The organism is Veillonella sp. S13054-11 (assembly GCF_002959795.1).
Taxonomy (GTDB): Bacteria; Bacillota; Negativicutes; order Veillonellales; family Veillonellaceae; genus Veillonella; species Veillonella parvula_E.
This window is the reverse complement of record NZ_PPCY01000002.1, coordinates 62,676-89,481: the sequence shown is the minus strand read 5'-3', so window position 1 is coordinate 89,481 and position 26,806 is coordinate 62,676. Positions and strand designations below refer to the sequence as shown.

Here is a 26,806-nt window from a genome sequence, read left to right as displayed (position 1 = left end):
CTGTATAGGAGTATTTATGATTGAAAATTATGGTAATGTTCGCGCCGTTTTAAATGAGTTGCGTTTGGCTCTAAAGAATTTGCGTGAAACTGGTGAGACATATTCGATTTATATTGAAAAAACGGGTTTAACAGAGGAAGAACAAGTTGAAGTATTAGAAACACTTGGACGCGGTCATATTACGATTAACTTTAATGAAACTGATCAACCTGTAGAATGGTATGAATCACAATTTTCTGGAATCTGGATTGGGACTTATAAAAATGGTCGTGATGACTCAATTTTACATACCGTAGAGGTCGCTAAGTATCCAGTTGTAGCTGGTGCTTATATAGAGGATATGGAACTGGCGGAGGAAGATTTACAATCTTGGATTGATGCTGCTGGATTATAGTAAAGAAGACCCTTAACGGGTCTCCTTTTTTATGAAAAATAGATGAAAATAGATATTTCCGGTAAATTTGTGATAAAAATACATACAAATTTTTGATTAATAGTTAATAAAGTAAGAAATAATCATATTTATTTCAATATTATTAAAATAAATATTTTTTATAAATCGCTTTATTAATTAGTTTTACAAATGAATTGATATTATATTAATTTGCTATAGTTATATAAAAGATAAATGAAGTGTTTTGTTGGTGTTTTATAGAGAAATGGCTTATTTACTGGCTTTATAAACATTATTAGGCTTATTGTTAACCTTTAGCATTTGCCTTAATTTACTAATTAACATAAAATATGTGAGTAAAATACTTTGGAGGATTTATGTTACTTTCTATTGTAGTGCCTGTATATAACGAAGAGGAAAATATAGCGAACTTTTATAAAGCTGTAACTGATGTTATGTCAGGTCTCACATATGATTATGAACTAATCTTCGTGGATGATGGATCTAGTGATTCGTCAGCTATGATACTGCGTGAAATTGCATTCAATGACAAACATGTTAAAGTGTTATTGCTGGCTCGTAACTTTGGGCATCAAACGGCACTTACATGTGGGCTTGATTATGCTCATGGCGATGCAGTCATTACAATGGACGGTGATATGCAGCATCCACCAGCATTGATTCCTGAACTAGTTCGATTATGGGAATCAGGGTATGATGTGGTGCGTACCATACGCGATTCAACTGATGACGCTAGTTGGGCTAAATCTTTCACGTCTAAGTATTATTACAAACTGATGAACAAAATGGCCGATGTTCCTATTGTTGAAGGCGGGTCCGATTTCCGCCTCATGAATAGTAAAGCATTGGGCACGTTGAAACGATTCAGAGAACATGGTCGATTTTTACGCGGTATTGTCGGCGCCTTAGGGTACAGACAAGCAGAGTTGCACTTTGTGGCACCACCTCGATTTGCAGGTGTCTCAAAGTTTAGTGTGCGTAAAATGATTCGATTTGCTCTGGATGGTGTAACCGCTTTTTCAAGGGTGCCTTTACGGGCCGCCTTGTATGTAGGTGTACTTTGTGGTGGAATGAGCTTTTTGCTCATTTTACATCTTTTGTATGTATATCTTACAGGACAAGCTTTGAATGGGTGGACAACCTTGGGCGTATCAATCTTGTTTATTGGTGGAATTCAACTCGTCGGACTGGGAATTATTGGCGAGTATGTAGGTCGTATTTTTGAAGAGGTGAAGCAACGGCCTTTGTATTGGGTTAAGTCAGCTATAAATTTTGAAGAGCATGAAGAGGCTCCGTTACTCGGACCAAGTAGTGCAGATGTTTTTATGGCACCAGAGGCTTATACCAACAAGAGCAAAGAAGACTAGCTGTATTTGTGAATGCAAATAAATAGACGGTTAGTATATTTTGAATAAATAACTTACTTTAAAAGTTTTTTGGAAAGGAAGCATATGAAGTCAAAATATAGTAAGGTTAAAATAACGGCATTAACATTAACTTTTGTGTGTGCCACAACAGCCATGGTTGGCGCAACAACATTACAATATGGTGATAAGGGCAAAAGTGTTACAGCGGTTCAACAACAACTAATTAAACACGGCTATAATGCTACAGATAAAAATGGTGTATATGGTAAGGAAACGAAGTGGGCAGTTCGTTTGTTCCAACAAGATCGTGGCCTTCCAGTGGATGGTATCGTAGGTCCTGCTACGTATAACGCATTGATGGGTGCTCCTCGTTCTACGAAGGCAGTATTGACTCAAAATGCAGCGACTAAAGCAGTAGCAACGAAATCCGCTTTTACAAACAGCAACGCGACATCCCGTCGTATCGCTGGTCAATCCATTAATGGCAAGAACGTTAAATTAAACAATATTACGAAAAATGAAACACCTAGCAGTATTCACGCAATCTTGGCAGAAGCTGACAAATACCGCGGTGTACCATATGTATTTGGCGGTACTACTCCAAGTGGCTTTGACTGCTCTGGTTATGTTAAATATGTATTTGAAAAACAAGGTATTTCCTTACCACGTTTGGCAGATGAACAGTATAACGTAGGTGTTGAAGTTTCTCGTGCGAACTTGAAAGCAGGGGATTTGGTATTCTTCGAAACATATGAACCAGGTCCATCTCACTCTGGCATTTATATTGGCGATGGCAAGTTCATTAGCGCCACTTCCAGTCGTGGTGTTGCAGTAGCAGATCTTGATACTGGCTATTGGGGTGAACGTTACATCGGCGCAAAACGCGTTGTACGCTAATTTAATAACTAGCCATAAAAGAGGCTATACGAATCAATTTTGTTTTGTTGATTTGTATAACCTCTTTTTATGTTTATTATTTACGATTTAACTAGCATTGACTAAATTTGACCTTTACTTTTATTGTAAAAAATATGGATAAAATTTATATCTTTTACGGTCTGATTGGATTGGTGTGAAAGTGCGTAAATTCCGCATAATCTCAATGTTTTTAATAGATTTTATCTCGTTTTTGCGTTATAATGAAGAGTAAATAATTTTAGGAGGAATATACACATGAAGGGTAATGAACTGCGTCAAGCATACTTGCAGTTTTTTGAAAGTAAAGGACATTTAAAATTAGATAGTTTTTCTCTTATACCAGAAAACGATCCGTCTTTGTTATTGATCGGGGCAGGTATGGCGCCATTGAAGCCTTTCTTTACAGGTAAATTGGTACCTCCTTGTCGTCGTATTACAACATGCCAAAAAAGTATGCGTACCGGTGACCTTGAAAACGTAGGGCGTACAGCACGGCATCATACATTCTTTGAAATGTTGGGGAATTTCTCTTTCGGGGACTACTTTAAAAAAGAAGCTATTCATTGGGCGTGGGAGTTTTTAACTGAGGTTATTAAACTCGATAAAAATAGATTATATGTTACTGTATATCCAGATGACCAAGAGGCATATGATACATGGCATAATGATTGTGGTGTAGAAGAGAGCCATATCACGCGTCTCGAAGATAACTTCTGGGAAATTGGCGAAGGCCCATGTGGTCCAGATAGCGAAATCTTTTTTGATCAAGGCCCTGAACATGGTTGTGATGACCCTAATTGTGCGCCAGGCTGTGATTGTGATCGCTATCTTGAAATTTGGAACTTAGTGTTTACTCAATTCAATAAAATGCCAGATGGATCTTATGAACCATTACAACATAAAAACATCGATACAGGCGCCGGTCTTGAACGATTGGCTTCCGTATTACAAGGCTGTAAAACAAACTTTGAAACCGATTTGATTTTCCCAATCATCGAAGCCACTGCAAAACGCGCTGGTGTTACATATAACGAAGATCCAAATACAGATGTTTCTTTAAAAGTTATCGCTGACCACGCTCGTGCTGTCACTGCATTGATCTCCGATGGCGTATTGCCATCCAACGAAGGTCGCGGCTACGTATTGCGTCGTATTTTACGCCGTGCTGTACGTCATGGCCGTTTACTTGGTATTGAAGGTATCTTCTTAACACCACTTATTGATGTAGTCGTAGACATTCTTGGCCCTGGTATTACATCTATTGCTGAGAAACAAGACTTCGTTAAACGCGTGGTTCAAAACGAAGAAGAACGCTTTAACCAAACGTTGGAACAAGGTCTTGAGTTGTTAAACTCTTTAATTGATACATTAGCTGCTGAAAAAGCAATTGTTGTTCCTGGTACAGAAGTATTTAAACTATATGATACATATGGATTCCCTTGGGAATTAACAGAGGAAATAGCTTCTGAACGCGGCTTTACAATCGACCATGAAGGTTTTGAAGCTGCTATGAAAGAACAACGCGAACGCGCTCGTGAAGCTCGTGTAAAAGAAGATGCGAAGGTAGCAACACCAGACATTACATTCTTGAAAGATGAAGAACTTGTTGAAGATGAAGCAGAAACTGCATCTTCCGTATTGATGCTTGGTAAAGGTTCTGAACGCTTACAAACAGCAGCTGACGGCGATGAAATTACTGTTATTGTACGCACTACTCCTTTCCATGCTGAAGGGGGCGGTCAATTAGGTGATACAGGCTTTATCGTAGGCCCAATGGGTAAGGTAGAGGTTTATAATACAAAACGTTTACCAGAAGGCACTGTATATCATATCGGTACTGTTGTAGAAGGTTCTATCTCTGAAGGTGATGATGTAACACTTGAAGTGGATACAAATCGTCGCGCAGCAATGGCCCGTAATCATACAGCAACACACTTGTTACATGCAGCATTGAAAAAGGTTCTTGGCGAGCATGTTAACCAAGCTGGTTCTCTAGTAACTCCTGATTACTTGCGTTTTGACTTCACTCATTTTTCCCCTGTAACACAAGAGGAACTTGATCAAATTGAAGCACTTGTAAACGAAGAAATTTTAAAAGCTACGGACCTAGCTATCGCTGAAATGTCAATGGACGAAGCAAAAGCGAAAGGTGCGATGGCACTCTTTGGTGATAAATATGGCGATGTAGTTCGCGTTGTAGAGGTTCCTGGCTTCTCCGTTGAATTATGTGGTGGTTCTCATGTAGGCAATACAGCTTTCATTAGTTCTTTCCGTTTAACATCTGAAGCTGGTATCGGTTCTGGTGTACGTCGTATTGAAGCGATTACAGGTCGTGCAGCTCTCGATGCAGCAAAACAAGATCGTTTGACTATTGAACGCATGGCAAGCGAGCTTAAAACTAAAGTTCCTCAAATAGAAGAACGCTTACACCAAGTGTTGACAGAAGCTAAAGACACAGCAAAAGAATTAGAACAAATTCGTAAAGAAGTTTCGGCAGCGGGTGCAGCTGACATCGTTGCTGGTAAAGTTGTGATAGGTGATGTTGGATTTGTTGCCGCAGCTGTAAAAGCATCCTCTATTGATGAATTACGCGACTTAGCTGATATGGGCCTTGATAAATTGAATGGCTCTGGTGTGGTTCTTGTAGGCGCTGCTATGGGCGATGATAAGGTAAACTTTGTATGTAAAGTGTCTAAAGATGTCGTTGCTAAAGGTGCAAAAGCAGGTAATATTGTTAAAGCAGCAGCTCAAGTAGCTGGAGGTAATGGCGGTGGCCGTCCGGATATGGCACAAGCAGGTGGCAAAGAGCCAGCTAAATTAATGGAAGCCTTAAAAGCTGGTGGTGAAGCCTTAAAATCTATGTTACAATAGGCATATAATTTTATAATTATACTTGTATCTGTTATAGAAATTTTTTATAATACATAAAAAGTTACTGACTTTGTAGCTTTAATTCAAGTATAATAGTAGGTGAGATTTCACTTGTATAGTGAAATCTGCCGATGTAATAAAAAGGAGGGATACGATGAACGTTTCAGATGAAACCATGTTATTCCGTAAAGTAGACGATGAACCGATGACCGCTGAAGAGGTGCTCACTCGCGTTTACCAATCTATTCAAGAAAAAGGTTACAATCCAATTAATCAAATCTTAGGGTATCTAATCTCTGGAGATCCTGCGTATATAACAAGTTATAATAATGCGCGTTCCGATATCCGCCGTTTAGAGCGTGATGACTTGATTGAAGAATTGTTGAAAGAATACGCAAAGGCTAAACAATTATAATGAGAATTATGTCATTAGATGTAGGCAGCCGTACTATTGGTATTGCCTGTAGCGATGCACTGCTCATGACAGCACAAGGTATTGAAACCATTCGTAGAACATCTCTAGAAAAAGACTTTAATCGCTTACAAGAACTCATTTCTGAATATGAAGTACATGAACTTGTGGTAGGTATGCCGAAAAATATGAATGGTACAAAAGGTGAACGGGCTGAAAAGACTGAAGAATTCGTTGCAAAGATGAAGGAAGTCATCGATTTACCTGTTACATATTGGGATGAGCGGTTATCTACTGTTATGGCTGAACGTCAACTCATTGCGGCTGACGTGAGCCGTAAAAAGCGTAAATCCGTTATCGATAAAATGGCAGCGGTTGTAATTTTGCAAGGATATTTAGATCGCTTGCAGTTTAATAAATAAGTATTTTCTTTAAGGAGGGTTTCCAATGGTTGACCAAAATTTTGAGGGTGAAGTGTATTATTTGGAATTCGAAGACGAACATGGTAATAAACAATACTTCACAGAAGATGTTATCTTGAGTCATGAAGGTCAAGAGTATGCCGTTCTTGTGCATGTACAAGATGAAGATGCTGATCATGAAGGTCAAGATGACACATACATGATCTTGGCTCGCATCGAAACAAACGAAGAAGGCGTAGAAGAATACGTACCTTTGGATGAAGAAGATGAAAACTTTGAAACTCTAGTAAAATTGTATGAAGACATGGATGAAGACGAATAATCGTTTTTAGCATAAATTTAGCGTATTGTCAGTGGACAATGCGCTATTTTTATTTTGTTATACATTATCATTGTTGTACAAAGACGAGACTTCATTTATGCTAAAGGCATAACAAATTCACAAAATTAATATATTGCATAAAATGTAATAAGTGTAATCATTGCCCTTTTATATAGGGGAAATATAGAGTTTATGGTATAATGAATTGATATACTGTTATGTTACAGAAAGGAACTCAACAACGTGAGAAAAGCCTTAAGATATATTTTGATCCTAGTTATTGTAGGTATATTAATTATTGGTGGAGGCCTTGGTGCATTGTACTTTGTACCGAATACCTTTGCTCAAGATGATGGAACACAAGTAGTCGTTATAGAAAAAGGTCAAACGGGTACTGAAATTGCAGATATGCTTTTTGAAAGGGGGCTTATTCGCTCAACTCAAGGCTTTAAGCTTTGGTTATACTTGAGTGGTACCAATGATAAGCTTCAAACTGGCCATTATCAAATACCTAATAAGGTAACTGTGCACGAACTCATTTCTTTGTTACAAGAAGGTCATGTAGAATCTATTCGTGTTACAATTCCTGAAGGCTATACAGTTGGGGATATCGCTATCGTTCTTGAAAAGAATCAAATCATGAAGGCGAAGGACTTCTTGGCTGAAGCTAAAACTTATGTACCATACCCATACATGAAAGGTACAAAACCTGCTACATATCCTGTAGAAGGCTTCTTGTTCCCAAGTACGTATGAAATCCCCGTAGGGGCTACACCTCGTGATGTTATTCAAATGATGGCTGATGAAATGAATCGTTATCTCACACCAGCTGTGAAGAAACAAATTCAAGCTCAACATATGAGTATTCATGACTTTGTAACTTTGGCGTCTATCGTTGAACGAGAGTCGTTATTTGATGCAGACCGTCCAACCATTGCAGGGGTGTTTAAAAAGCGTCTAGCTCATGGTATTCCATTGCAATCTGATGCGACTATTTCCTATGTACTTGGTTATGCAAAGGAAAATGTAACGATTGGTGATACACAATTACAAAGCCCATATAATACATATGTATCTAAAGGTTTACCACCAGGACCAATTGCAAACCCTGGTAAAAAAGCTTTAGATGCAGTATTACACTCTGAAAATACAGATTATTTATACTTCGTAGCAGATAAAGAGGGGCATAATCACTTCTCTAAATCATACGAAGAACATTTAGCAGAGGTTAATAAAATTTATGGCGCTGACACAGTAAAAAATTCTTCTGCTAATACTGAAGTAGCTGCACAAGTTGGTCCTAACTATGACGTAGCAGTAGCGACTACAGAGCCTAATTATAATTATAGTTCTGCAGAAGCAGTGGAAGCAGATTCTCAATATGTTGATGTAGAACCTAGTTATAAATACACACCAACTACAGTTCCAGCGGCTGAGGTCCCAGATCCTGTACCAGGTTCAACACAAAATCAATCATCGACGCAAGTTACGCCAACTGCTCCATCCTATGGAAATAATACAAATACCAATACGTATGTACCAACGACGACACCTGTACCTGAATCGATGCAGAATGTTATTCCTAATGCACAACAAGTACCACAAATTCAGGTAGAACCTGCAAATCCTGCTGAACGCTCTACGTTGGTAGTTCCTAGTGGTACTAACAATAGATAATGTAGGAGATTTAATCTACTTTCATGATATTAAATGATATTTTAAATGAACAGCGTATTTACGCGATGATTAATGATGTGCCGATTTTACGAGAATCTGAGGTTCATCTATTTGAAGAATTAATAGGTTTGTACCGGCCCACCTCTGTGTTAGAGGTGGGCACCGCCATTGGTTACTCGGCTTTGTTGATGGCTCCGCTACTCGACGAGGAAGAGGGGCATATTACATCCATTGAACTGGATGATGTGCGTCACGAAATGGCGAAATACTATATTAACCAATCCGATTATGCTGATAATATTACATTGCTAAAAGGCGATGCGTCTCAAATCTTAACGGAACTCACTGGGGAATATGATCTAGTGTTTTTAGATGGTCCAAAGGGGCAATATTTAAAACAACTTGAACTTATTCTGCCACATGTGAAAGAAGGGGGCGTCATTCTTGCAGATAATGTACTCTTTAGAGGCTATGTAAGGGGCGATAAGGAACCACCAAAACGGTTTAAAACTATCGTAAAACGGTTACAAGAATACTTAACATATGTTGAAAATAAAGAATTGTTTAACACTACCATTTATCCCATGGGTGATGGTATGAGTGTGAGTGTGTGGAAAGGGCACAACAAATAATGGCAGAACACTTTATGGAATTGCTTTGTCCTGCAGGTAATATGGACAAGCTTAAAATGGCTATCCGCTATGGTGCGGATGCCGTATATTGCGCAGGTAAACGTTTTGGCTTGCGCGCAGGTAACTCTAATTTCTCCGATGAGGAATTAAAGGAAGCTGTAGAATTTGTACATGCGCATGGCAAAAAGATTCATGTTACATGTAATATCATTCCTCACAACGAGGACTTCGAAGGCTTAGAGGATTATTTGAAATTCCTTGAAAGTATCGGTGTTGATGCTATCATCGTTGCCGATATGGGTATCTTTAGCCTTGCTAAGCGCGTAGCTCCAGGTTTAGAGCTTCACGTAAGTACACAAGCTTCTACTACGAATTGGCATACAGTTCAGATGTGGAAAGAACTTGGTGCCACACGTGTTGTAGCGGCTCGCGAAGTATCCTTAGCAGACCTTAAAGAAATGAAGGACCATGTAGATATTGAAATTGAGTCCTTTGTACATGGTTCTATGTGTATCTCTTACTCCGGTCGCTGCTTATTGTCTAACTATATGACAGGTAATCGCGATGCTAACCGTGGTCAATGTTCTCAATCTTGTCGATGGAAATATTCTCTTGTGGAATCTAATCGACCTGGTGAATATTACCCAATCGAAGAAGATGAACATGGCACGTATATCTTTAACTCTAAAGACTTGTGTTTAATTCACCGCATTCCAGATCTTTATGAAGCTGGTATTGATAGCCTTAAAATTGAAGGGCGTATGAAATCAGTTCACTATTGTGCCACAGTGGCAAAAGTATATCGTACAGCGATTGATACATACCTTAAAGAAGGTAAAGATTGGTATGTTCGTCCAGAATGGATTGCAGAATTAGAGAAGATTTCCCATCGTCCTTATACAGATGGCTTTGCAGAAGGTCGTCCTGATGAAACGGCTCAAAACTATGGTAAATCTACGAATACGCAGAGCCATGACTTCATCGGTTTAGTTATGGGCTACAACGAAGAAGAAAAATACGTTGATCTTGAACAACGTAATAACTTCAAGGTGGGCGATAAGGTAGAATTCTGCCAACCGAAAGGGGAACTCGTTGAAACTGTTATCGAAAAAATGACAGATGAAGATGGCAATCCTATCGATGTAGCACCTCACGCACAAATGAAAGTACGCATTTATATGGATACACCACTTGAACCATATTCCATGATGCGCCGTGAGTGCAAACCTAAAGAGGATGAATAGTTTATGAGTGGTATAGCCTTAGAACCGAGTAAATCAATCGGTGCATTTCCAGATGTACCCGACTTAACCACCTCTGGAGAAGAAGCGTATGTGTACTTTCACATTGATCCTAAGCATACGAATTTTATCAATCGCATCATTGAAGGCTATGAATATTTAGGTGTTATGACCTCTGTAGATACGAATGGGCGGTGCATGTTGCGCTGCACACCATCTACAAGGCCTTTGGCGCTTGAAGTATTAAGTAGTTTATCCGACTATGTCACTATAGAAGATAAAGTATAATCATGATTGTAAATTGTATGAGGGAATTTTGTGACTATACTAGATTTACAATTATATTAAATGTATACGAATTGTAGAGAAATGAGAGTATATCTATGAAACAATCTATTTTGAAACGCACATTATTAACAGCTTGCCTTGGAGCATCTATGGCAGGTGTAGCTATGGCGGGTCCTGTAGGCCCTGTAATCATTCCTCAAGCCGGGGATGTGGTTGTTATCAACCATGGTCCTGATATGACTTTCACAGGGAATATCAATTTTGATGTGGAAAGCCAAACTAACAACAATTTACAAATTGGTTCTACTGTGATTCCTAATGTGGTATACGGTGCGGCTTTCAATAAGTCTGGCGCACCAGATACTATCATCCCAGCTCAAACGTATGTATATGTAGGCACAAAAGACGGGGCGAATGCTTTCACAGAAGCTAGCGATGCAGACAAAAAAGGCGCAAGTTGGAACGTGGAAACATTGAAAAAAACTAAATCTGGCGATGTACAATTGGCGAGCCGTGGCGTTCCTGAAAAACCATTGGCTAATCAAGTGGCGACCATTAAAGATTCCATTATGCTTAGCGCTGTAGACCTCAGTACAACAGAGGTGGGACGCAATAGCAAGGGCGTTTTATACATGACCGTTCCTAAGGAATTGAAATTGACTGCTGATACAGGCATTCCTGATGATGTGCGCGAAACGATGCCAGCCATGTTCCGCGGCAAGATGGGCGACTCTCTCATGGTAAACCTCATGCCTCTAAATGAGGAAGAGAAGCAACAATTAGCGGCAAATCCTCATAATGCAAATGCAATCGTATTTAACCGTGGTATGAACATGGCAAAAATGATTGGTTCCTCTGCGCGTACAAGCAAGGTGTATACATACATGAAGGACCATTATTTGAACCTTGTTATCGTAGCGAAAGATTACGATGATAACGGGGCTCGCGGTAGTGGCGTTATGATGGTATCTAAACAAGATAATTCTAATGACGTGCTCTTAACACTTTACAAAGGTCCAGACCTTTCCACTAGCAAATTGGAAAAAGTAATTGGCGCTATGCTGTCTACAAACTTCAAACGTTAATTTATAAATAATACATATAAAATGGCTCGAGATTCTGATATGTTCTGCCTTTACTGGTTGTCTAGTAAAGGGGAGCATATCATTCGCGGGCCGTTTTCTTTAAAATATAAATGTATCAATATAAATGAAGAGAAGATTTACAATTTATGGATTTAAAAAATTACAATTTATAGTTTTCAAGAAATTTACAGTTAAACTGTATTGAATTTTTTAGTCCTCTATGATACTATAATCTAGTAAAAGTGATGCAAAGGACATGATTCTTTTATCCCTGTGTACCAGAGAGAGGCAGATGCTGGAAATGCCTTACACATATATTAGAGTTACCCCCTTTAAACTGATTTGTCGAACCTAAGTAGGCAAGTACGGCCGCCACCGTTATCGGGCTTAATGAAGTGAATTAACTATACACATATATTCGTATAGGTAGTTAACTAGGGTGGAACCGCGAATGATCTTCGTCCCTTGTTTGTAGGGATAGAAGGTCTTTTTTTATTACCCAATTCCTACAAGCTATTTACAAAATGCTTATGTATTGTGTGGTAAGTAGGTCTATTGATGAAAGTAAAAAATCAAAGCTATCCTGGTTTATAAATTGGAGGAAAGAAAAATGGCAGATGTAAAAATCATTTTACCTGATGGTAGTGCGAAGGAATATGCTGCTGGCACTACTCTTGGGGAAGCAGTAAAACAATTATCTAACAGCTTGGCTAAAAAAGTACTAGCTGCTAACGTAAATGGCGAATTAACAGACCTTCGCGAAGAACTTGTAGATGGTTCTGAAGTAGCATTCTTAACATTCGAAGAAGATGGTGGTAAACATACTTTGCGCCACACAGCTTCTCATATCTTGGCTCAAGCTGTTAAACGTTTATGGCCTGAAGCTAAATTGGCTATCGGTCCTGCTATCGATAAGGGGTTCTACTATGATATCGATATGGAACATACTTTGACTCCTGAAGATTTGGGTAAAATCGAGAAGGAAATGAGCCGTATTGTAAAAGAAAATTTACCGATTACTAAATCCGTTATGCCTCGTCAAGAAGCTATCGAATTCTTTAAAGCTAAAAATGAAGATTACAAGGTAGAATTGATTCAAGATCTTCCTGAAGATGCTGTAATCTCCTGCTACTCTCAAGGCGATTTCATTGATCTTTGCGCAGGACCTCACGTGGCATCCACTGGTAAGGTAAAAGCTTTTAAATTACAAAGCATTGCAGGTGCATACTGGCGCGGCGATGAAAAGAATAAAATGTTGCAACGTATTTACGGTACTGCATTTGAAAAGAAAGAAGAACTTGATGCATACCTTCACTTGCTTGAAGAAGCGGCTAAACGGGATCATCGTAAACTTGGTAAAGAACTTGGTTTGTTCGTTATCAAAGAAGAAGGTCCTGGTTTCCCATTCTTCTTACCAAAAGGTATGGCTCTTCGCAACGAATTAGAAAACTTCTGGCGTGAAGTTCACCATGATTTTGACTATGAAGAAATTCGTACACCTATCATCTTGAGTAAACATTTGTGGGAAACTTCTGGTCACTGGGATCATTACCGTGAAAATATGTATACTACAATCATCGACGATGAAGAATATGCAATTAAACCGATGAACTGCCCAGGTGGTATCTTGGTTTACCAAAACGAAATGCACTCCTACCGTGACTTCCCATTGCGTTACGCTGAACTTGGTTTAGTTCACCGTCATGAATTGTCTGGTGCATTACACGGCTTATTCCGTGTACGTGCGTTCACACAAGACGATGCTCATGTATTCATGTTGCCAGATCAAATGCAAACTGAGTTGATGAAAGTTATCGAATTGTTCGACCGTATCTATAGTCAATTCGGCTTGAAATATCATGTAGAACTGTCCACTAAACCTGATAATGCAATGGGTGATGACGCAATTTGGGAAGCAGCGACAGAAGCATTGCGTAATGCTATCGAAGCGAAAGGTATTCCATACGTAATCAACCCTGGCGACGGCGCATTCTACGGTCCTAAACTTGACTACCATATCGAAGACTCCTTAGGTCGTACATGGCAATGTGGTACTATTCAATTAGATATGAACTTGCCTGAACGTTTCCAAATTGAATACATTGGTGAAGATGGTCAAAAACATCGTCCTATCATGATTCACCGTGCATGCTTCGGCTCTATGGAACGTTTCATTGGTATCTTAACTGAACACTATGCAGGCGCATTCCCAACATGGATGGCTCCTGTACAAGTTAAAATCTTGCCTATCTCTGAAAAACATGTTGAATATGCTAAAAAATTGGCAAAACAAATGCACCGCGACTATGTACGCGTAGAAGTAGACGATCGCAGTGAAAAAATCGGCTATAAAATCCGCCAAGCACAAATGGCAAAAGTTCCTTACATGCTTGTTGTGGGTGATAAAGAAGTTGAAGAAGGCACAGTTAACGTTCGTAAACACGGTGGTGATGAATTAGGTTCTGTACCATTTGAAGAATTCTTTAATTCTATTAAGATTGAAATTAAAGAACGTAATTAATTAAATATCTATTGTTTATATTGATAAAAATCCCCCTCACATCTTGCACAATTATGATTAGTCTGTATAATTTATCAGTGGTGAGATTATATGAGGGGGATTTTGTTATTATATTCTCTTTAATTGTTACCTGTGAGTAGCGAAAGGAAATGACTATGAAAGAAGTAAATTCATACGGTTGGAAAGCTGTTATTGGTTCATCTATAGGTTATGCCATGGATGGGTTTGATCTCTTGATTCTTGGCTTTATGCTAACCTTGATTTCAGGGGACTTAGGCTTGACTACGGGTCAAGCAGGTTCACTTGTGACGTGGACCTTGGTAGGTGCCGTAATCGGTGGCTTTATCTTTGGTACCTTGTCAGATAAGTTTGGTCGTGTTCGTGTGTTGACATGGACTATTGTGTTATTTGCTGTATTTACTGGTCTATGTGCTTTTGCACAAGGCTATTGGGATCTTCTCATATATCGGACAATTGCCGGCATCGGCTTAGGCGGTGAATTTGGCATTGGTATGGCCTTAGCAGCTGAAGCATGGCCGGCACAACACCGTGCAAAGGCAACAAGCTATGTTGCCATCGGCTGGCAGTTAGGCGTATTGGCTGCAGCACTGTTAACACCCGTATTACTTCCTTATATTGGATGGCGTGGTATGTTCATGGTTGGCATTATTCCTGCCTTTGTGGCCTGGATCTTCCGTGCGAAATTACATGAACCAGAAATCTTTGTTCAAAGTAAAGACACTAAGGAACATTCCCATACGAACTCATTCAAGTTATTAGTAAAAGATGTAAGAACTACAAAGACCTCCATAGGTGTTGCTATTTTAACATCTGTTCAAAACTTTGGTTACTACGGTATTATGATTTGGTTGCCTAATTTCTTGAGTAAGCAATTAGGGTTTTCCCTTACAAAATCTGGTTTGTGGACTGCCGTAACTGTATGTGGTATGATGGTCGGCATTTGGTTATTCGGACGATTGGCTGATAAAATTGGCCGTAAACCAACATTTATCTTGTTCCAAGTATGTGCTGTGGCATCTATTTTGATTTATTCTCAACTATCTGATCCAACAGCTATGCTATTTGCCGGCGCTATTCTAGGGGCCTCTGTAAATGGTATGATGGGTGGGTATGGTGCCTTAATGGCAGAAGCCTATCCAACAAGTGCTCGCGCAACGGCTCAAAACGTGTTATTTAACATCGGTCGCGCCGTAGGTGGCTTTAGCCCAATGGTAGTAGGTATGATTATTTCAGTGTACTCATACCAAGTGGCAATTGCATTCTTGGCTATTATCTATGTAATCGATATATTGGCAACCGTATTCTTGATTCCTGAACTAAAAGGTAAGGAACTAGAATAGGCAAATTAATTTAATAAATAGAATAGGTAAATGAGATTAATAAAATAAAGATATCTATTTTATTAAGCTTTAATAGTTAACTAAGCGCTGTCTTTGATATGTACCGCCTTTACTGATTGTCCAGTAAAGGGGGGTACATATCATTTAGACGGTGCTTTTTATATTCATGGAACTATTATTTTATAAATCATGAAGTTACTTGCAGGAACTTAACAAAAAGTGTCGAATAATATTCTGGGATATTTAGTTTTTGATGTAAAGTATAACGCAAGATTTCCCTTTCATATAATTATTGGAGATACTACCAATTAAAACTAATTTTGTTAAAGGTAGATATATGTCATTTTAGAGATACTACCAGTTAAAAATATTTATTTTTAACTGGTAGTATCTCTAAAATGGGCTATGTATGGTAGAAATAGTAAATAGGTTTAACCGATAATTTCTAAATAGCAATAGATATAAAAATATTTCTATTTATATCAATATTTATGTCTATATTTATATTTATATCTATGAGTATCTATGAGAATATTCATATATAAGAATATAAATATGAATTTTAATATGCCTATTAATATCTCTATTTATTTTTATTAGAATTAGAATATTTTTGTTTGTATGTATATATATGGAGAAGGAGTGATCGAAGTGGCGCGATTACGTTTGCGTGAGGTTAGTGAGAGCGAGGAACGTTTTAATCGATTAGAGCGGGCTGTGAGATACGGAAAACGGTTAAAGTTGGCAAAAAAAGTGCCTAGAGATGTATTTTTACCAGAGGATAAGCAGTTATGGTTTTTATTTGAGCGTATATATACGGTGATTCATGATAGGGAAGTGGCCACACTAAAACGCTTTGGTTTAACACCCATGCAGTACAATGTTTTAGAGTTTGTCTATGTATCATCTTGTAGTCCAACATTAGGCTTTATAGTAGATGAATTACGCATGTCATATGGTAATTTGTTTGAAGTCGTTAAAAATCTAGCGAAAAAAGGCTTAGTTAATTGTGATACTTGTCCAAATGATAAACGATCTAAATGCTTAGCTTTGACCTATGAAGGAAAGACTTTATTTGAAGAGGTACAAGTGGTACATGATAAAGTCTTAGGGAATACATTTTCTGCTATGTGTATGCGTAAAAAGGGAGAAATGAAATCAAACTTATCATATGTACTTAGCCATTTTAGTCAGGAAAAAGTAGACTAATCTGTTCAGATTAAATATGGTAGCTTAATGTTTAAAGAGGTTAGATAATAAGCATTGTATTAAAACATTAGTATATAAGTATAGGAATTAAACTGCTAAAATTAAGAATCCTACAATTTCCGGTAATAAGAAATTGTAGGATTCTGATAGCTAATTAATTTTATGCAATTCCGATCCAGTGCCAGTATGTGAGTGCAAATACGAGCATCATGATATAGCCGATGATGGTTAATGGAATGCCTGTAGTCATAAATGTTTTTACGTCGAATGTATCTGTTCCGTAAGCTACCATGCCTTGTGGTGAGTTTACTGGTAATACTAAACCGAAGCAGATTGCATATTGCATGAGCATTGTTACGCCAAGTGGATTAAGTCCTTCTGCGGAATGTCCCATAACGATGGATATTACGATAGGAATCATGGCAGACGAGAGAGCTGTAGCTGATGCAAATCCAAGATGGATTAAAATCAGAAAGGCAGCCATAATAGCAATCAAAAGGAACACACTTGCCGTTTCAAGGGAGAAGGCATTTACAAATACCTGTGCGAGCCAAGTAGCAGCTTTTGTTTTAAGTAATACGGAACCAAGTCCTATACCAGCTCCAAACATAACAATCGATCCCCAGTCGATGTTTGGCTGTGCAAATTTCCAGTCCATAATGCCAATTTTAGGGATAAAGAATAAGGCAATTGCTATAATTGTAGTTGTTGTAGTATCGATGGTATGTAATTTACCTCCCGTTGCCCACAATGCTAATAAACCAATAGAGATGCATAATAGTTTCTTTTCATCAAATGTCATTGGACCGATTTCTTTACGCATTTTAGCGAGTTGTACATCACCGCCAACGAGCTCTTTAAACTCAGGTTTAATAAAAGCTTGCGTTACAAAGTAAGTAATAATAGCCATAATTATGGAGAACGGTGCAGCTGCTGTAAGCCAATCAATCCAACTTACAGATGTGTTCATCTGTGTTTGCATAAACCCAACAGCTACGAGGTTTTGTGCGGCAGCTGTTTGAATCATAATATTCCAAAATGTATCTGCTTGTACGGCACCTACCATGAGTAGGGCTGCTACACGGCTTTTACGTTCAATACCTAAGTTTTCAACGATACCAATAATAATTGGAGCCAAACAAGCGATACGAGCCGTTGCACTCGGTACAAAGAAAGCTAGAATAAGACCTGTAATAATAACGCCTAAATAGATGCGGCTTACCTTTGTGCCTACACTAGATAACACGAGCATGGCAATGCGACGATCGAGACCTGTTTTACGCATGGCTACGGAAATAAACATAGCTGCACCTACAAGAATCATCGCAGGGGAAGAATAACCTGAAATAATCAGCTTTAAAGCATTGGCCGTGCCCATAGCTTTCGCTGGCGCTTCTGGATTTGGAGAGAAGCCTAGTAATAAGGCAGTGAGTGCCGTAATCATGGTCGCACTTACCGGATAGGATACAGCCGATGTCATCCACAAGATGATAGCAAAGGCGAGGATACCAATCATGCGATGACCACCGGTAGATAATGTTTCTGGTGTTGGTAATAATAAAATGCTGCCTAAAACAATAAAGGCAAGAATAAGACCTATATTTTGAACTGTTGTACGCGCCTTTTGAGAAGGCGAACTAGTTGTTACACTCATAATAAAACCCCTTTCAATTTGTGTAATACCTATTACTATATAATATCTAGTTAGACAATACCCAGTTAGATAATACTCAGTTAGATAATATCTAGTCAGGTAGAATATGTTATATATATTATTGTATCGTATTTTTCTATAGAATTAATAATTATATTATAGAAATATTGTATACATAAAGGGGGATAGGTGTCAGTAAGTATACCTATATACAGAACTTATAATCTCTGTTATACTGTAAGAGTTGTAATAATAAATTGCTGAGAGCAACCTAAGATTGTTGTTGACTTTCACTATCTAATTTGTTATTATAATTAAGTAATTTATGAAGCAGAGGCCATCCGCCACTCACCTAATACCAAGAAGTATGAGGTTAATATAGAGAATTCTATTCGGATGGTGTTTGCCGTCCGTTTTTTTTATTCTCTTGGAGGTGAACGCTATTAGCAAGGATACACCACGCATTAATGAAGAGATTCGTGCTCGTGAACTTCGTGTCGTAGGTCCTGAAAACGAACAAATCGGTATTATGTCTGGCCGTGAGGCTTTGGCATTGGCTGAAGAACAGCATCTTGATCTTGTGGAAATTGCACCTAACGCTAAACCACCAGTAGCTCGCATTATGAACTACGGTAAATATCGTTATGAACAACAAAAACGCGAGAAAGAAGCGAAGAAAAAACAAAAAATCGTAACTTTGAAAGAAGTCAAATTACGTCCACATATTGAAGACCATGACTTTTACGTAAAAATGAAAAACGCATCCAAATTCTTGGCGGAAGGCAATAAGGTAAAAGTAACCATTATGTTCCGCGGTCGTGAGCTTTCACATCCAGAACTAGGCATGGCGGTATTGACACGTTTTGCTGATGAACTCAAAGAAACGGCGTCTATTGAAAAAGCAGCTAAGTTAGAAGGTCGTAACATGACCATGATTTTAGTAAGTAAATAAGGTATTGGGAGGATTATATTATGCCAAAAATTAAAACTCGTCGCGCAGCGGCTAAACGTTTCGCAGTAACTGGTACTGGTGAATTCAAGCGTGCGAAAGCTTTCAAAAGCCACATTCTTGAGAAAAAATCTCCAGCTCGTAAACGTAATTTACGTAAAGCTACATTGGTTGCAAAAGCTGACCATAAACGCGTAGCTAAATGCTTACCATACGCTTAATCGTTAACTATTAGATCGATATATCGTAATTTAGGAGGAATATACAATGGCAAGAGTGAAAAAGGGCGTTACAGCTCATGCACGTCATAAAAAGATTTTAAAATTAGCTAAAGGTTACCGTGGTACACGTTCTCGTTTGTTCAAAAAAGCTAACGAAACAGTAATGAAAGCGTTGTACTACGCTCGTCGTGACCGTCGTGCGAAAAAACGCGAATTCCGTCAATTGTGGATCGCTCGTATCAACGCAGCGGCTCGCATCAACGGTACAACTTACAGCCGTTTCATCGCTGGTTTAGCTAAAGCAGGCGTTGAAGTTAACCGTAAAATGTTGGCTGACTTGGCAGTTAACGATGCAGCAGCATTCGCTAAACTTGTTGAAGTAGCTAAAAACGCTTAATAGCATAACCATATATATATTGAGGACTCTCTTTGGAGGGTCCTTTTTTATGTGGTGAAAGTAATAGATTATCAATACTTTTATAATATGATATTCTATACATATAATGTGTGTGATAATATTAAAAGAGAGGATTTAAATTAATGAAAAAGTTATTTTCTATGTTATTGTTAGTATGTATAGTAATACCATTACAAATTCAAGCTATATCGATGGAAGCTATTAAAAATGGTAAGAATAATATTCCTATTCTTACAGGGAAAAATGCCATTACGTATTTTGTAGACAAGAGTTCTATTAAAAGAATAGAAGAGAACCAGTTTATTTATAAAGCACAGGCAGTTGTATATGAGGTTGAAAATAATAATAGTCGTAGAACTAACTCATATATTCACAAGGTTTTAGTTACTTATCGTTATGATATAAACCATTCTGTAGCCAGCGTATTACGTACTCCACAGTATGCACAAGACTATTCACTCCTCATATATGCTAAACAAGCTAGCTCTGGTATGAAATTAACGATAAATAGTGTGGAAGATTTTAATTATGAAGGTGTGGCTTTGGGGAATTTCGGTAATATTCCACAACAATATGTTGATGTAGCTTTGCGTGATCCTAAATATGTTGTAGGTAACTATATCTTTAAAGAAGCTTATGGTACAGCTTTTGAAAATATGGCTCTTCATAAGAAATAAGATAAATGAGTTTATGGAAGTAGCTAAAAACGCTTAATAGCATAATAATACAGATTAAGGACTCTCTTTGGAGGGTCCTTTTTTATATGGTGAAAGTATGATATAGCTACATTTATATTTTAGTGTAAAATACTAAATCGTTTTAGCTGTTTTATAAAGTGAAATAAACTATCAAAAAAGTAAAATATAAAAGAGGAGTTTTATTATAGCTTGTAGAACTAACATAGTAATAAACCTATTTAAGGTGCTTGTAAAAGGAGACATTATTATGGGAATCTTTAAAAAGCTATGTATGACCTCTATGTTAGGTGTTATGTTAACTGTACCAACGTATGCAACTGTTGTTACAGGCAGTCAATCAGATGTAAATTTAGATTTAAAGTATCCTTTAGTTTATACAGAACATGCTTATGCTCAAAGAGTTATTAATACAGATATTGCAAATTATGTACTCGAAGCAAAGGATATGTATTACAACCAACATATTTATCAAGTTTCTCAAAACTATAAGGTTACCTATGAGGATAGTCAAGTTGTTTCAATCCTACTAACTACCTATTATTACTACGCCGGAGCTGCTCATGGTATGTATAATACAAGAGGTCTTGTATATAATAAAGTAACAGGTCAACGCATTCCATTATATAACTATATAAAAATTGCGAATGCAGCACAATTGGATAACGGTTTACGATCCCATGTATTAAGTTATTATACAGGTAATCATATAAAGAGCTATATTCCAAGTGGATGGAGTGTAAAATATGTAACCGATAACTATTGCTTACGTGGTAAGGGGAACATTGATCTAGTTTACCAACCATATGAACTAGGACCGTACGCAGCTGGTAATACCTATATTGGTTTTACACCAAAAGCCATTGAATACTTTAACAGAATGAACTCCTGATAAAAGTATGTTGCTATATCGATCCTAACTGTATTTTGATGAATTAAATAGTATTCTTGTAATATACGACAAAAGCCTATAGTACATTTTTAGTACTATAGGCCTTTATCGTATTTACCATATTATCTTCTAAATCCGCCGCATCCTCTAGTATTAGAGTTTGGACCGCAATAATTTTGGTTGTTATTGGTGCCTGGTGCATAGTTAGTATTGTTCGTATTGTTATCGGAGTTGTATTGTGTATTAGTGTTGCAATTGTACTGAGAGTTATTGCATACATAATCGTAAGCAAATCCAGTAGATACAACAGCGGTTACGGCTAAAGCAGTCATGATGAGTATACGTTTTGTAAATTTCATAGTAATTACCTCCTTGTTCCTATATTTATATTATACTACTATGAGTCAAATAAAATATGATATTCTATATATATAATATTGGGGAGACATTATGTGAAAGGATGAGAGTTTATGATGAAACGTGCGTTAATGGCTGCACTATGTTTTAGTTTTGTGACATTAGGTAGCCAAGCAATTGATATTAATATACCAGGTGCGGATTCTACCATATCAAAGGATTCATATCAAAATTATCGCAAGACTGATTCAGATGCACAGAAGATAGAACGCGAGGTTGAAGCAGAGATAAAAAATTATATGCCCAAAGCAGTGGTAGGTAATGGTGATATAGATTTAGATAAGGTAATTTATTCAAATCGTGAGTTAAACCATTCACTAAATTTTTCTTCAACAGTATTTATTTTAAAGGAGGATGGAGCAAATATAAAATTTACTATGCCATATCCAAGTCGGTATGGCAATACTGAAAAAATTTCAGATGGCACCTCTGCGTTCAAACAGGCAATGATTATGAGTCCTAATGGGATTATGGCCTATGAATTACGACATCAACCAGCTGGAAATAATTGGGAAGATAGTAAGATTCCATATAACAAGTTGACTATTGATGATATGAAAGCTATTGCAGAGAAAACAGCTGGAGTGTATAAAGCGCCTAATCCTTCATTATATGCTGATAAATTTATGTATCCTACTATAGAAAAAGCTACATGGGATGTAACATATGCTAAGGGGACTCCGATGGTAGGGAGTATCAATTTTACAATGAAGGATACACCTACAATTTCCTATCATATCGGTTACAATTTGACAACTAAAAAACAGTTGAACTCATTGGAGAAACAAGGTGCAGATAAGACTAAAGAAATTATAATGTCACCTTTGGTAAACTATGTTCTACCATCTATTGAGCCAGCTAAGGATATCCTTTCTAAAAGTAAGACATTAAAAATTAATGATTTTACATTTTTAACACTAAAAACAAGTAAAATGGTACGGGTAGATAAAAGCGATTCGTATATGTACATACATGATAGCGATCATTATAAAGAAGGGATTATGGTGATGCCAATAGCAGATACTGATATGCAACATCTAGAGAATATATTCCCAAAAGTTGTACGAAGTATCATTATGTCTGACAAATATTCGATGCGACAACCAATTCAATTTGCTACTGTATGGAATGATGCTATGCCATCTGTATACTTGCAAATTAAGCGCCCTAAAACAACTTTGTATATGTTAATATCTCATGACAAACAATTTGTATATACGCACTTTATTATGTCTAATAATAGTAATCTATTGGTAAAAGACTATCGTGATATTGTGCAATATGTAGATACTAATAACAATAAGGACTACTATAATACATTTCAAAGTGGACTGGGGGCTAAGATGCCAAAAGACATGGTTACTTATGATATTAAGAATACTAAGTAGTCGTTATTTATGAGTTGAATAATAATTAAAAATGAGCTTGTAGCACTATACTATTATAGTGCTACAGGCTCATTTTACAATATCAATTCTTTAAGACCCTATTTTGTTGTATTAGAATTTGTTTTATCGGCCGCTAGTGGTTGTTCTGCTAGAGCAACTTGAGGTTCGTTGTAAGTATAGCTTAATTGATGATTATAGGCTAATTTAAAGTAATTGGCTAACTCTTTATTTGTACAGTAGATGTAGCAACCTTTTTGACCACGTGTCATTAATGTACGGTATGTATTTTTTACAATTTCATTTGCAATACGATGTCCCTCCTCAGGATTTTCTTTTAAAAGTTTTTTGATACCTTTGATAGACTGATCTGTTTTAGCACGTTTATTAATATCTACGATGAGTTTGCCATTTTCATAACGTAAATCGTCACCGATAATAACTCCTACATACTCAAACTCAAGGCCTTGAGTGGTATGAATACAGCCCGCTTCATTAATAGAGTCTGGATCTATTGCATATGTGGTGGAATTTCCTAAGTTCCAGCTGATTCCAAAATTATGTTCCGGTATTTGGATATCTTTTACAAGAGAAGTCGTTCGACCTTCCTTAGGCCAATCCCAACAATAGCCTGCTAAAACTCGAGACTTATTGTTTATCTCATTTTTTGCTTTTATAGCAGCATACATAGCGTTAGGATCATCAAAAATCCTAAAGTCATAATCACCTTCAAAACCATCATAGTTTGCTGTTTCTGCAATTTGAAGAACGTTGTCTAACCAAGCTAAATAGCCGTCAGAGCCATTACAACGGAACTGGGATTCTAGTGCGCCCTCATAAACAAGAGCCTTTTGCTCAGTACTAAACTTTAATATTTTATCGATAGTACCTGCATCTTTAAAAGTAACACGTTGATTTCGATCAATAAAGAAGACACTAAAGAGGGAGGCATTAATAATTTCTTTGATTTGGTCTTCCCCTTCATTTTGGTACATTCCAGATTTTTCACGTAATCTATGTGCTTCATCAACAATTGCAATTTGAAGTGCATTTTTAGAACGTGTATGGAATGTGCCACTACCTTGGAATAATGCTTTAATCTCTGTTTTCTTAAATCCTTTTTGTAACATGGTACTATATACATTTCGTGGTGCTGCATTAGATGTAACATATTGTGCCATATAGCCGTTATGGATACATTCAGCTAATAAGTTTATTGCTACAACACTTTTACCAGTACCGGGACCGCCACGAACTATATATACCGTTTTTTGATTATTCTTAATAGCATCTAGGGCAGCTTTTTTTATACGTTCGAACTCAACCTTTTGGTCATCAATAAGAACAAATTCTTTATTGCCCTTCAACATACTTAGAATCGAATCCTGAAGCGCTTTAGATGGTCTGAGCTTACCATGCTCGATAGATTCCATGATATTTGTTGTGTCAGGTTTTGGGATATAGGTCTTGATAAAGTTACGTAAGTTATTCATCTGGCCTAATGTAAACATAGGGGATATGTCTAATATAGCACTATAGATTGGATTTCGTAGCTCGGTTGAGATGCTTTCATCAAAGTTATGTAAAAATGCACATGGATGTAACTCAATAGGTCTCGTCTGTACATCTTCATTGAAGTTTTCAATGAGGCTACAGTAGGACCAGGCTTGGTAGGATGGGTGCGTGACCTCACGAAGACCACCACCGAGATAGGTAGATACAATATTATCCTTATCTTCTACTTTGAAAGCTTCGCCCCATTGTTTTAATTCGACAATAATAACATGTTCTTAATTATTTTGATCAAGGCCGGTAATAATAAAATCGACACGCTTTTGGGTGTTTGGAACGATATATTCAATGGCAATACCGGCTAAGTCCGGTATTGCTATATCACGCATGACATTAGCCATATAAGATAATGAAGTCTGCCATGAATGAATCTCAGATTCGCCTACGCGACGATATTTCTCTGTTAATGTTTGATGTAATTTTTTGACCAAGACACCTTGTTCGAAATCTTGGATGAAAGATTGTTTTGTGGAAGAGTAGATAATCATTTTCTAACCTTAATATAAAAATGAAGGAAAATTCATGAAATGTGTTGAATAATATTATTATAACATTATGATTAGGTAAAAAAGAAAGTTGAGGAGTATTTAATAGATAAAATAAAACTTAAATTGCAATATGAAATTGAACAGTATTTAAATTCACTATTTTATTAACTACTTCTAAAAAGACTTCTTGTAGTGTTTTGTAATATCTTACGTGGTAAGTTGTTACACCCGTGAAGAGTTCGGCGTAGTGTATGTTTTGAGATACTTTTTATTCGTTTTACTTTCGGAATAAAGCAACGAAGTAAATCGTTATGTCTTTCGTTAGAAGCTCGTTTTCAAGCTGAATAGGGCCTTGTATGATAGACAGATAGATATCATCTTCAAGGTCAGATATATTCGTAAATACAACTTTAAATTTATTACACCGGATTGTAGTTTAAGGGGTGAATTTAAAGTAGATGAGAGTAAGTGCTACAGAATTTTTTATAAATTGGATAAAAATAAGGCCCTTAATAATCATTGGTCGTTTGATACTACTGTTGGATATGCTAGACATAAGCGGGGAGGCTTAATGAAATGTGGTGTATTAAAGTTTTATATAATTATCGTTTAGATTTAAGTAAAGGCATAAATTATTATTGTTGTAAATTTATATTATCAATATTTATATATGGAGTATAATCAAGATGAATATTATTGACTATATTGACTATGTAAGCTATATATATTATATTTTTATATCAATACTATTTTCTAAATTTATATATAATGCTTATTATAAGTGTCAATATGAGAAGATTTCTAATATTGAAAATAAAAAATTCTTATACATAATTAGTTGTTGGCTAGAAGAAATATTGATTTTAGCTTTTATTATTCCTGGTGCATTATTAATTAGTATAGAATTGTGGGCGAATATTAATGTAACATATCCAATATTAAATAATAATCATAAAGACTTATTGATAGCATCTTTAACAGTATTTTCGATTACGACAGCGATATCATTAATTTGTATTAATTTTGAAAAAAATATTTTTAGTAAATTTGTATTTAAGTCTGATTTACCAATGAATCATAACCAACAGCTTGTAAAGAATATGCTATTTAAAATTAAACTGTTTTCTAGTGGGTATAAACACTTATGGATTTCTACTATATTAATTGCCTATACACTGTGGATTTTATTATGTTTAAGTGATAATACCTTAACTAATGGTCAAATACATTATTTTATTTGGTGGAAACTTATTATTGTGAATGGGGTATCATTTATGAAAACATTAATAGAGTTTTCTTTTTTGAGTAGTAAATTTTAATTTTGATAACTAGTATTAGTTATTGATAGAAGGATGATTTGTCATAGATTTTGTT

General features: G+C 36.8%; 26 protein-coding genes and 1 other annotated feature. Of the genes, 22 read left to right on the top strand and 4 right to left on the bottom strand.

Going from position 1 to position 26,806, the window contains the following annotated elements:
• Window positions 1-16: 16 nt before the first annotated feature.
• The 15 genes from VPHSUH08_RS02450 to VPHSUH08_RS02380 all read left to right on the top strand — a co-directional run bounded on the left by VPHSUH08_RS02450 (window position 17) and on the right by VPHSUH08_RS02380 (window position 16,741).
• Window positions 17-394, top strand: a complete 378-nt coding sequence (locus VPHSUH08_RS02450) for a hydrogenase expression/formation C-terminal domain-containing protein (RefSeq protein WP_008714244.1) — start codon at window positions 17-19, stop codon at window positions 392-394.
• A 377-nt stretch (window positions 395-771) separates the two neighbouring features.
• Complete coding sequence (locus VPHSUH08_RS02445) at window positions 772-1,782, top strand: glycosyltransferase family 2 protein (protein WP_004696372.1); 1,011 nt, start codon at window positions 772-774, stop codon at window positions 1,780-1,782.
• An 84-nt stretch (window positions 1,783-1,866) separates the two neighbouring features.
• Entirely contained in the window at window positions 1,867-2,679 is an 813-nt protein-coding gene (locus tag VPHSUH08_RS02440; RefSeq protein WP_008714242.1) for a C40 family peptidase, read from the top strand.
• A gap of 276 nt (window positions 2,680-2,955) precedes the next feature.
• Window positions 2,956-5,571 (top strand): alanine--tRNA ligase, encoded by a 2,616-nt coding sequence (gene alaS, locus VPHSUH08_RS02435; protein WP_105086641.1) that lies wholly within the window; start codon window positions 2,956-2,958, stop codon window positions 5,569-5,571.
• Between the two features lie 154 nt (window positions 5,572-5,725).
• Window positions 5,726-5,986 carry an IreB family regulatory phosphoprotein gene (locus tag VPHSUH08_RS02430; RefSeq protein WP_004696366.1) on the top strand — a complete coding sequence of 87 codons (261 nt, stop codon included), beginning with the start codon at window positions 5,726-5,728 and terminating at the stop codon, window positions 5,984-5,986.
• On the top strand, window positions 5,986-6,405 hold the full coding sequence (ruvX, locus tag VPHSUH08_RS02425; RefSeq protein WP_004696363.1) for a Holliday junction resolvase RuvX: 420 nt from the start codon (window positions 5,986-5,988) through the stop codon (window positions 6,403-6,405). Before VPHSUH08_RS02430 ends, ruvX begins: the two co-directional genes overlap by 1 nt.
• A 25-nt stretch (window positions 6,406-6,430) precedes the next feature.
• Window positions 6,431-6,727, top strand: coding sequence for a DUF1292 domain-containing protein (locus VPHSUH08_RS02420; RefSeq protein WP_008601328.1), 297 nt, complete (start codon window positions 6,431-6,433; stop codon window positions 6,725-6,727).
• 243 nt (window positions 6,728-6,970) lie between these two features.
• Entirely contained in the window at window positions 6,971-8,404 is a 1,434-nt protein-coding gene (mltG, locus tag VPHSUH08_RS02415; protein ID WP_105086640.1) for an endolytic transglycosylase MltG, read from the top strand.
• 23 nt (window positions 8,405-8,427) lie between these two features.
• Window positions 8,428-9,036 carry an O-methyltransferase gene (locus VPHSUH08_RS02410; RefSeq protein WP_105086639.1) on the top strand — a complete coding sequence of 203 codons (609 nt, stop codon included), beginning with the start codon at window positions 8,428-8,430 and terminating at the stop codon, window positions 9,034-9,036.
• Complete coding sequence (locus VPHSUH08_RS02405) at window positions 9,036-10,280, top strand: U32 family peptidase (protein ID WP_038150033.1); 1,245 nt, start codon at window positions 9,036-9,038, stop codon at window positions 10,278-10,280. Before VPHSUH08_RS02410 ends, VPHSUH08_RS02405 begins: the two co-directional genes overlap by 1 nt.
• A gap of 3 nt (window positions 10,281-10,283) precedes the next feature.
• Window positions 10,284-10,565, top strand: coding sequence for a DUF4911 domain-containing protein (locus VPHSUH08_RS02400; protein WP_105086638.1), 282 nt, complete (start codon window positions 10,284-10,286; stop codon window positions 10,563-10,565).
• Between the two features lie 95 nt (window positions 10,566-10,660).
• A complete protein-coding gene (locus VPHSUH08_RS02395; protein WP_105086637.1) occupies window positions 10,661-11,650 on the top strand; it encodes a hypothetical protein in 990 nt (329 codons plus the stop codon).
• A gap of 236 nt (window positions 11,651-11,886) precedes the next feature.
• Window positions 11,887-12,119: a binding site (T-box leader), on the top strand.
• 141 nt (window positions 12,120-12,260) lie between these two features.
• Entirely contained in the window at window positions 12,261-14,171 is a 1,911-nt protein-coding gene (gene thrS / locus VPHSUH08_RS02390) for a threonine--tRNA ligase (RefSeq protein ID WP_105086636.1), read from the top strand.
• A gap of 155 nt (window positions 14,172-14,326) precedes the next feature.
• On the top strand, window positions 14,327-15,532 hold the full coding sequence (locus VPHSUH08_RS02385; RefSeq protein ID WP_105086635.1) for an MFS transporter: 1,206 nt from the start codon (window positions 14,327-14,329) through the stop codon (window positions 15,530-15,532).
• 651 nt (window positions 15,533-16,183) lie between these two features.
• The gene (locus VPHSUH08_RS02380; RefSeq protein ID WP_158251055.1) at window positions 16,184-16,741 is read left to right on the top strand and encodes a MarR family winged helix-turn-helix transcriptional regulator; all 558 of its coding nucleotides are present in this window, start codon (window positions 16,184-16,186) and stop codon (window positions 16,739-16,741) included.
• A 160-nt stretch (window positions 16,742-16,901) separates the two neighbouring features.
• On the opposite strand, the gene VPHSUH08_RS02375 is transcribed toward VPHSUH08_RS02380, so the two are convergent.
• The gene (locus VPHSUH08_RS02375; protein ID WP_105086633.1) at window positions 16,902-18,395 is read right to left on the bottom strand and encodes a DASS family sodium-coupled anion symporter; all 1,494 of its coding nucleotides are present in this window, start codon (window positions 18,393-18,395) and stop codon (window positions 16,902-16,904) included.
• A gap of 433 nt (window positions 18,396-18,828) precedes the next feature.
• Between VPHSUH08_RS02375 and infC the strand changes: the two genes are divergently transcribed.
• The 5 genes from infC to VPHSUH08_RS02350 all read left to right on the top strand — a co-directional run bounded on the left by infC (window position 18,829) and on the right by VPHSUH08_RS02350 (window position 21,570).
• The gene (infC, locus tag VPHSUH08_RS02370) at window positions 18,829-19,347 is read left to right on the top strand and encodes a translation initiation factor IF-3 (RefSeq protein ID WP_008601314.1); all 519 of its coding nucleotides are present in this window, start codon (window positions 18,829-18,831) and stop codon (window positions 19,345-19,347) included.
• 20 nt (window positions 19,348-19,367) lie between these two features.
• Window positions 19,368-19,565, top strand: a complete 198-nt coding sequence (rpmI, locus tag VPHSUH08_RS02365; RefSeq protein WP_004696338.1) for a 50S ribosomal protein L35 — start codon at window positions 19,368-19,370, stop codon at window positions 19,563-19,565.
• 46 nt (window positions 19,566-19,611) lie between these two features.
• Window positions 19,612-19,962: a 50S ribosomal protein L20 gene (rplT, locus tag VPHSUH08_RS02360; RefSeq protein WP_004696335.1), complete on the top strand. Its 351-nt coding sequence runs from the start codon at window positions 19,612-19,614 to the stop codon at window positions 19,960-19,962.
• Window positions 19,963-20,105: 143 nt separating this feature from the next.
• Window positions 20,106-20,660 carry a hypothetical protein gene (locus VPHSUH08_RS02355; RefSeq protein WP_105086632.1) on the top strand — a complete coding sequence of 185 codons (555 nt, stop codon included), beginning with the start codon at window positions 20,106-20,108 and terminating at the stop codon, window positions 20,658-20,660.
• Between the two features lie 268 nt (window positions 20,661-20,928).
• A complete protein-coding gene (locus VPHSUH08_RS02350; protein WP_038125449.1) occupies window positions 20,929-21,570 on the top strand; it encodes a PdaC/SigV domain-containing protein in 642 nt (213 codons plus the stop codon).
• 122 nt (window positions 21,571-21,692) lie between these two features.
• On the opposite strand, the gene VPHSUH08_RS09525 is transcribed toward VPHSUH08_RS02350, so the two are convergent.
• Window positions 21,693-21,929, bottom strand: a complete 237-nt coding sequence (locus VPHSUH08_RS09525) for a hypothetical protein (RefSeq protein ID WP_038125447.1) — start codon at window positions 21,927-21,929, stop codon at window positions 21,693-21,695.
• A gap of 111 nt (window positions 21,930-22,040) precedes the next feature.
• Between VPHSUH08_RS09525 and VPHSUH08_RS02340 the strand changes: the two genes are divergently transcribed.
• Window positions 22,041-23,375 (top strand): hypothetical protein, encoded by a 1,335-nt coding sequence (locus VPHSUH08_RS02340; RefSeq protein WP_199176052.1) that lies wholly within the window; start codon window positions 22,041-22,043, stop codon window positions 23,373-23,375.
• Between the two features lie 98 nt (window positions 23,376-23,473).
• Here VPHSUH08_RS02340 and VPHSUH08_RS02335 read toward each other — a convergent pair whose 3' ends face one another.
• Window positions 23,474-24,865, bottom strand: a complete 1,392-nt coding sequence (locus VPHSUH08_RS02335) for a DUF2075 domain-containing protein (protein ID WP_233189862.1) — start codon at window positions 24,863-24,865, stop codon at window positions 23,474-23,476.
• 297 nt (window positions 24,866-25,162) lie between these two features.
• On the bottom strand, window positions 25,163-25,432 hold the full coding sequence (locus tag VPHSUH08_RS09590; protein WP_233189860.1) for a hypothetical protein: 270 nt from the start codon (window positions 25,430-25,432) through the stop codon (window positions 25,163-25,165).
• A 686-nt stretch (window positions 25,433-26,118) separates the two neighbouring features.
• Here VPHSUH08_RS09590 and VPHSUH08_RS02330 point away from each other — a divergent pair.
• Window positions 26,119-26,751, top strand: coding sequence for a hypothetical protein (locus VPHSUH08_RS02330; protein ID WP_105086630.1), 633 nt, complete (start codon window positions 26,119-26,121; stop codon window positions 26,749-26,751).
• Window positions 26,752-26,806: the final 55 nt, after the last annotated feature.

Bases quoted from the DNA above. Each gene is read 5' to 3' on its own strand.
- rplT (WP_004696335.1), top strand. From the start codon at position 19,612: ATGGCAAGAGTGAAAAAGGGCGTTACAGCTCATGCACGTCATAAAAAG.
- ruvX (WP_004696363.1), top strand. From the start codon at position 5,986: ATGAGAATTATGTCATTAGATGTAGGCAGCCGTACTATTGGTATTGCC.
- VPHSUH08_RS09525 (WP_038125447.1), bottom strand. From the start codon at position 21,929: ATGAAATTTACAAAACGTATACTCATCATGACTGCTTTAGCCGTAACC.
- VPHSUH08_RS02330 (WP_105086630.1), top strand. From the start codon at position 26,119: ATGAATATTATTGACTATATTGACTATGTAAGCTATATATATTATATT.
- VPHSUH08_RS02385 (WP_105086635.1), top strand. From the start codon at position 14,327: ATGAAAGAAGTAAATTCATACGGTTGGAAAGCTGTTATTGGTTCATCT.
- VPHSUH08_RS02350 (WP_038125449.1), top strand. From the start codon at position 20,929: ATGGGAATCTTTAAAAAGCTATGTATGACCTCTATGTTAGGTGTTATG.
- VPHSUH08_RS02355 (WP_105086632.1), top strand. From the start codon at position 20,106: ATGAAAAAGTTATTTTCTATGTTATTGTTAGTATGTATAGTAATACCA.
- VPHSUH08_RS02440 (WP_008714242.1), top strand. From the start codon at position 1,867: ATGAAGTCAAAATATAGTAAGGTTAAAATAACGGCATTAACATTAACT.
- VPHSUH08_RS02430 (WP_004696366.1), top strand. From the start codon at position 5,726: ATGAACGTTTCAGATGAAACCATGTTATTCCGTAAAGTAGACGATGAA.
- VPHSUH08_RS02445 (WP_004696372.1), top strand. From the start codon at position 772: ATGTTACTTTCTATTGTAGTGCCTGTATATAACGAAGAGGAAAATATA.
- VPHSUH08_RS02395 (WP_105086637.1), top strand. From the start codon at position 10,661: ATGAAACAATCTATTTTGAAACGCACATTATTAACAGCTTGCCTTGGA.
- VPHSUH08_RS02410 (WP_105086639.1), top strand. From the start codon at position 8,428: ATGATATTAAATGATATTTTAAATGAACAGCGTATTTACGCGATGATT.
- VPHSUH08_RS02335 (WP_233189862.1), bottom strand. From the start codon at position 24,865: ATGAATAACTTACGTAACTTTATCAAGACCTATATCCCAAAACCTGAC.
- VPHSUH08_RS02420 (WP_008601328.1), top strand. From the start codon at position 6,431: ATGGTTGACCAAAATTTTGAGGGTGAAGTGTATTATTTGGAATTCGAA.
- alaS (WP_105086641.1), top strand. From the start codon at position 2,956: ATGAAGGGTAATGAACTGCGTCAAGCATACTTGCAGTTTTTTGAAAGT.
- VPHSUH08_RS09590 (WP_233189860.1), bottom strand. From the start codon at position 25,432: ATGATTATCTACTCTTCCACAAAACAATCTTTCATCCAAGATTTCGAA.
- rpmI (WP_004696338.1), top strand. From the start codon at position 19,368: ATGCCAAAAATTAAAACTCGTCGCGCAGCGGCTAAACGTTTCGCAGTA.
- VPHSUH08_RS02405 (WP_038150033.1), top strand. From the start codon at position 9,036: ATGGCAGAACACTTTATGGAATTGCTTTGTCCTGCAGGTAATATGGAC.
- VPHSUH08_RS02375 (WP_105086633.1), bottom strand. From the start codon at position 18,395: ATGAGTGTAACAACTAGTTCGCCTTCTCAAAAGGCGCGTACAACAGTT.
- VPHSUH08_RS02400 (WP_105086638.1), top strand. From the start codon at position 10,284: ATGAGTGGTATAGCCTTAGAACCGAGTAAATCAATCGGTGCATTTCCA.
- VPHSUH08_RS02450 (WP_008714244.1), top strand. From the start codon at position 17: ATGATTGAAAATTATGGTAATGTTCGCGCCGTTTTAAATGAGTTGCGT.
- thrS (WP_105086636.1), top strand. From the start codon at position 12,261: ATGGCAGATGTAAAAATCATTTTACCTGATGGTAGTGCGAAGGAATAT.
- VPHSUH08_RS02340 (WP_199176052.1), top strand. From the start codon at position 22,041: ATGATGAAACGTGCGTTAATGGCTGCACTATGTTTTAGTTTTGTGACA.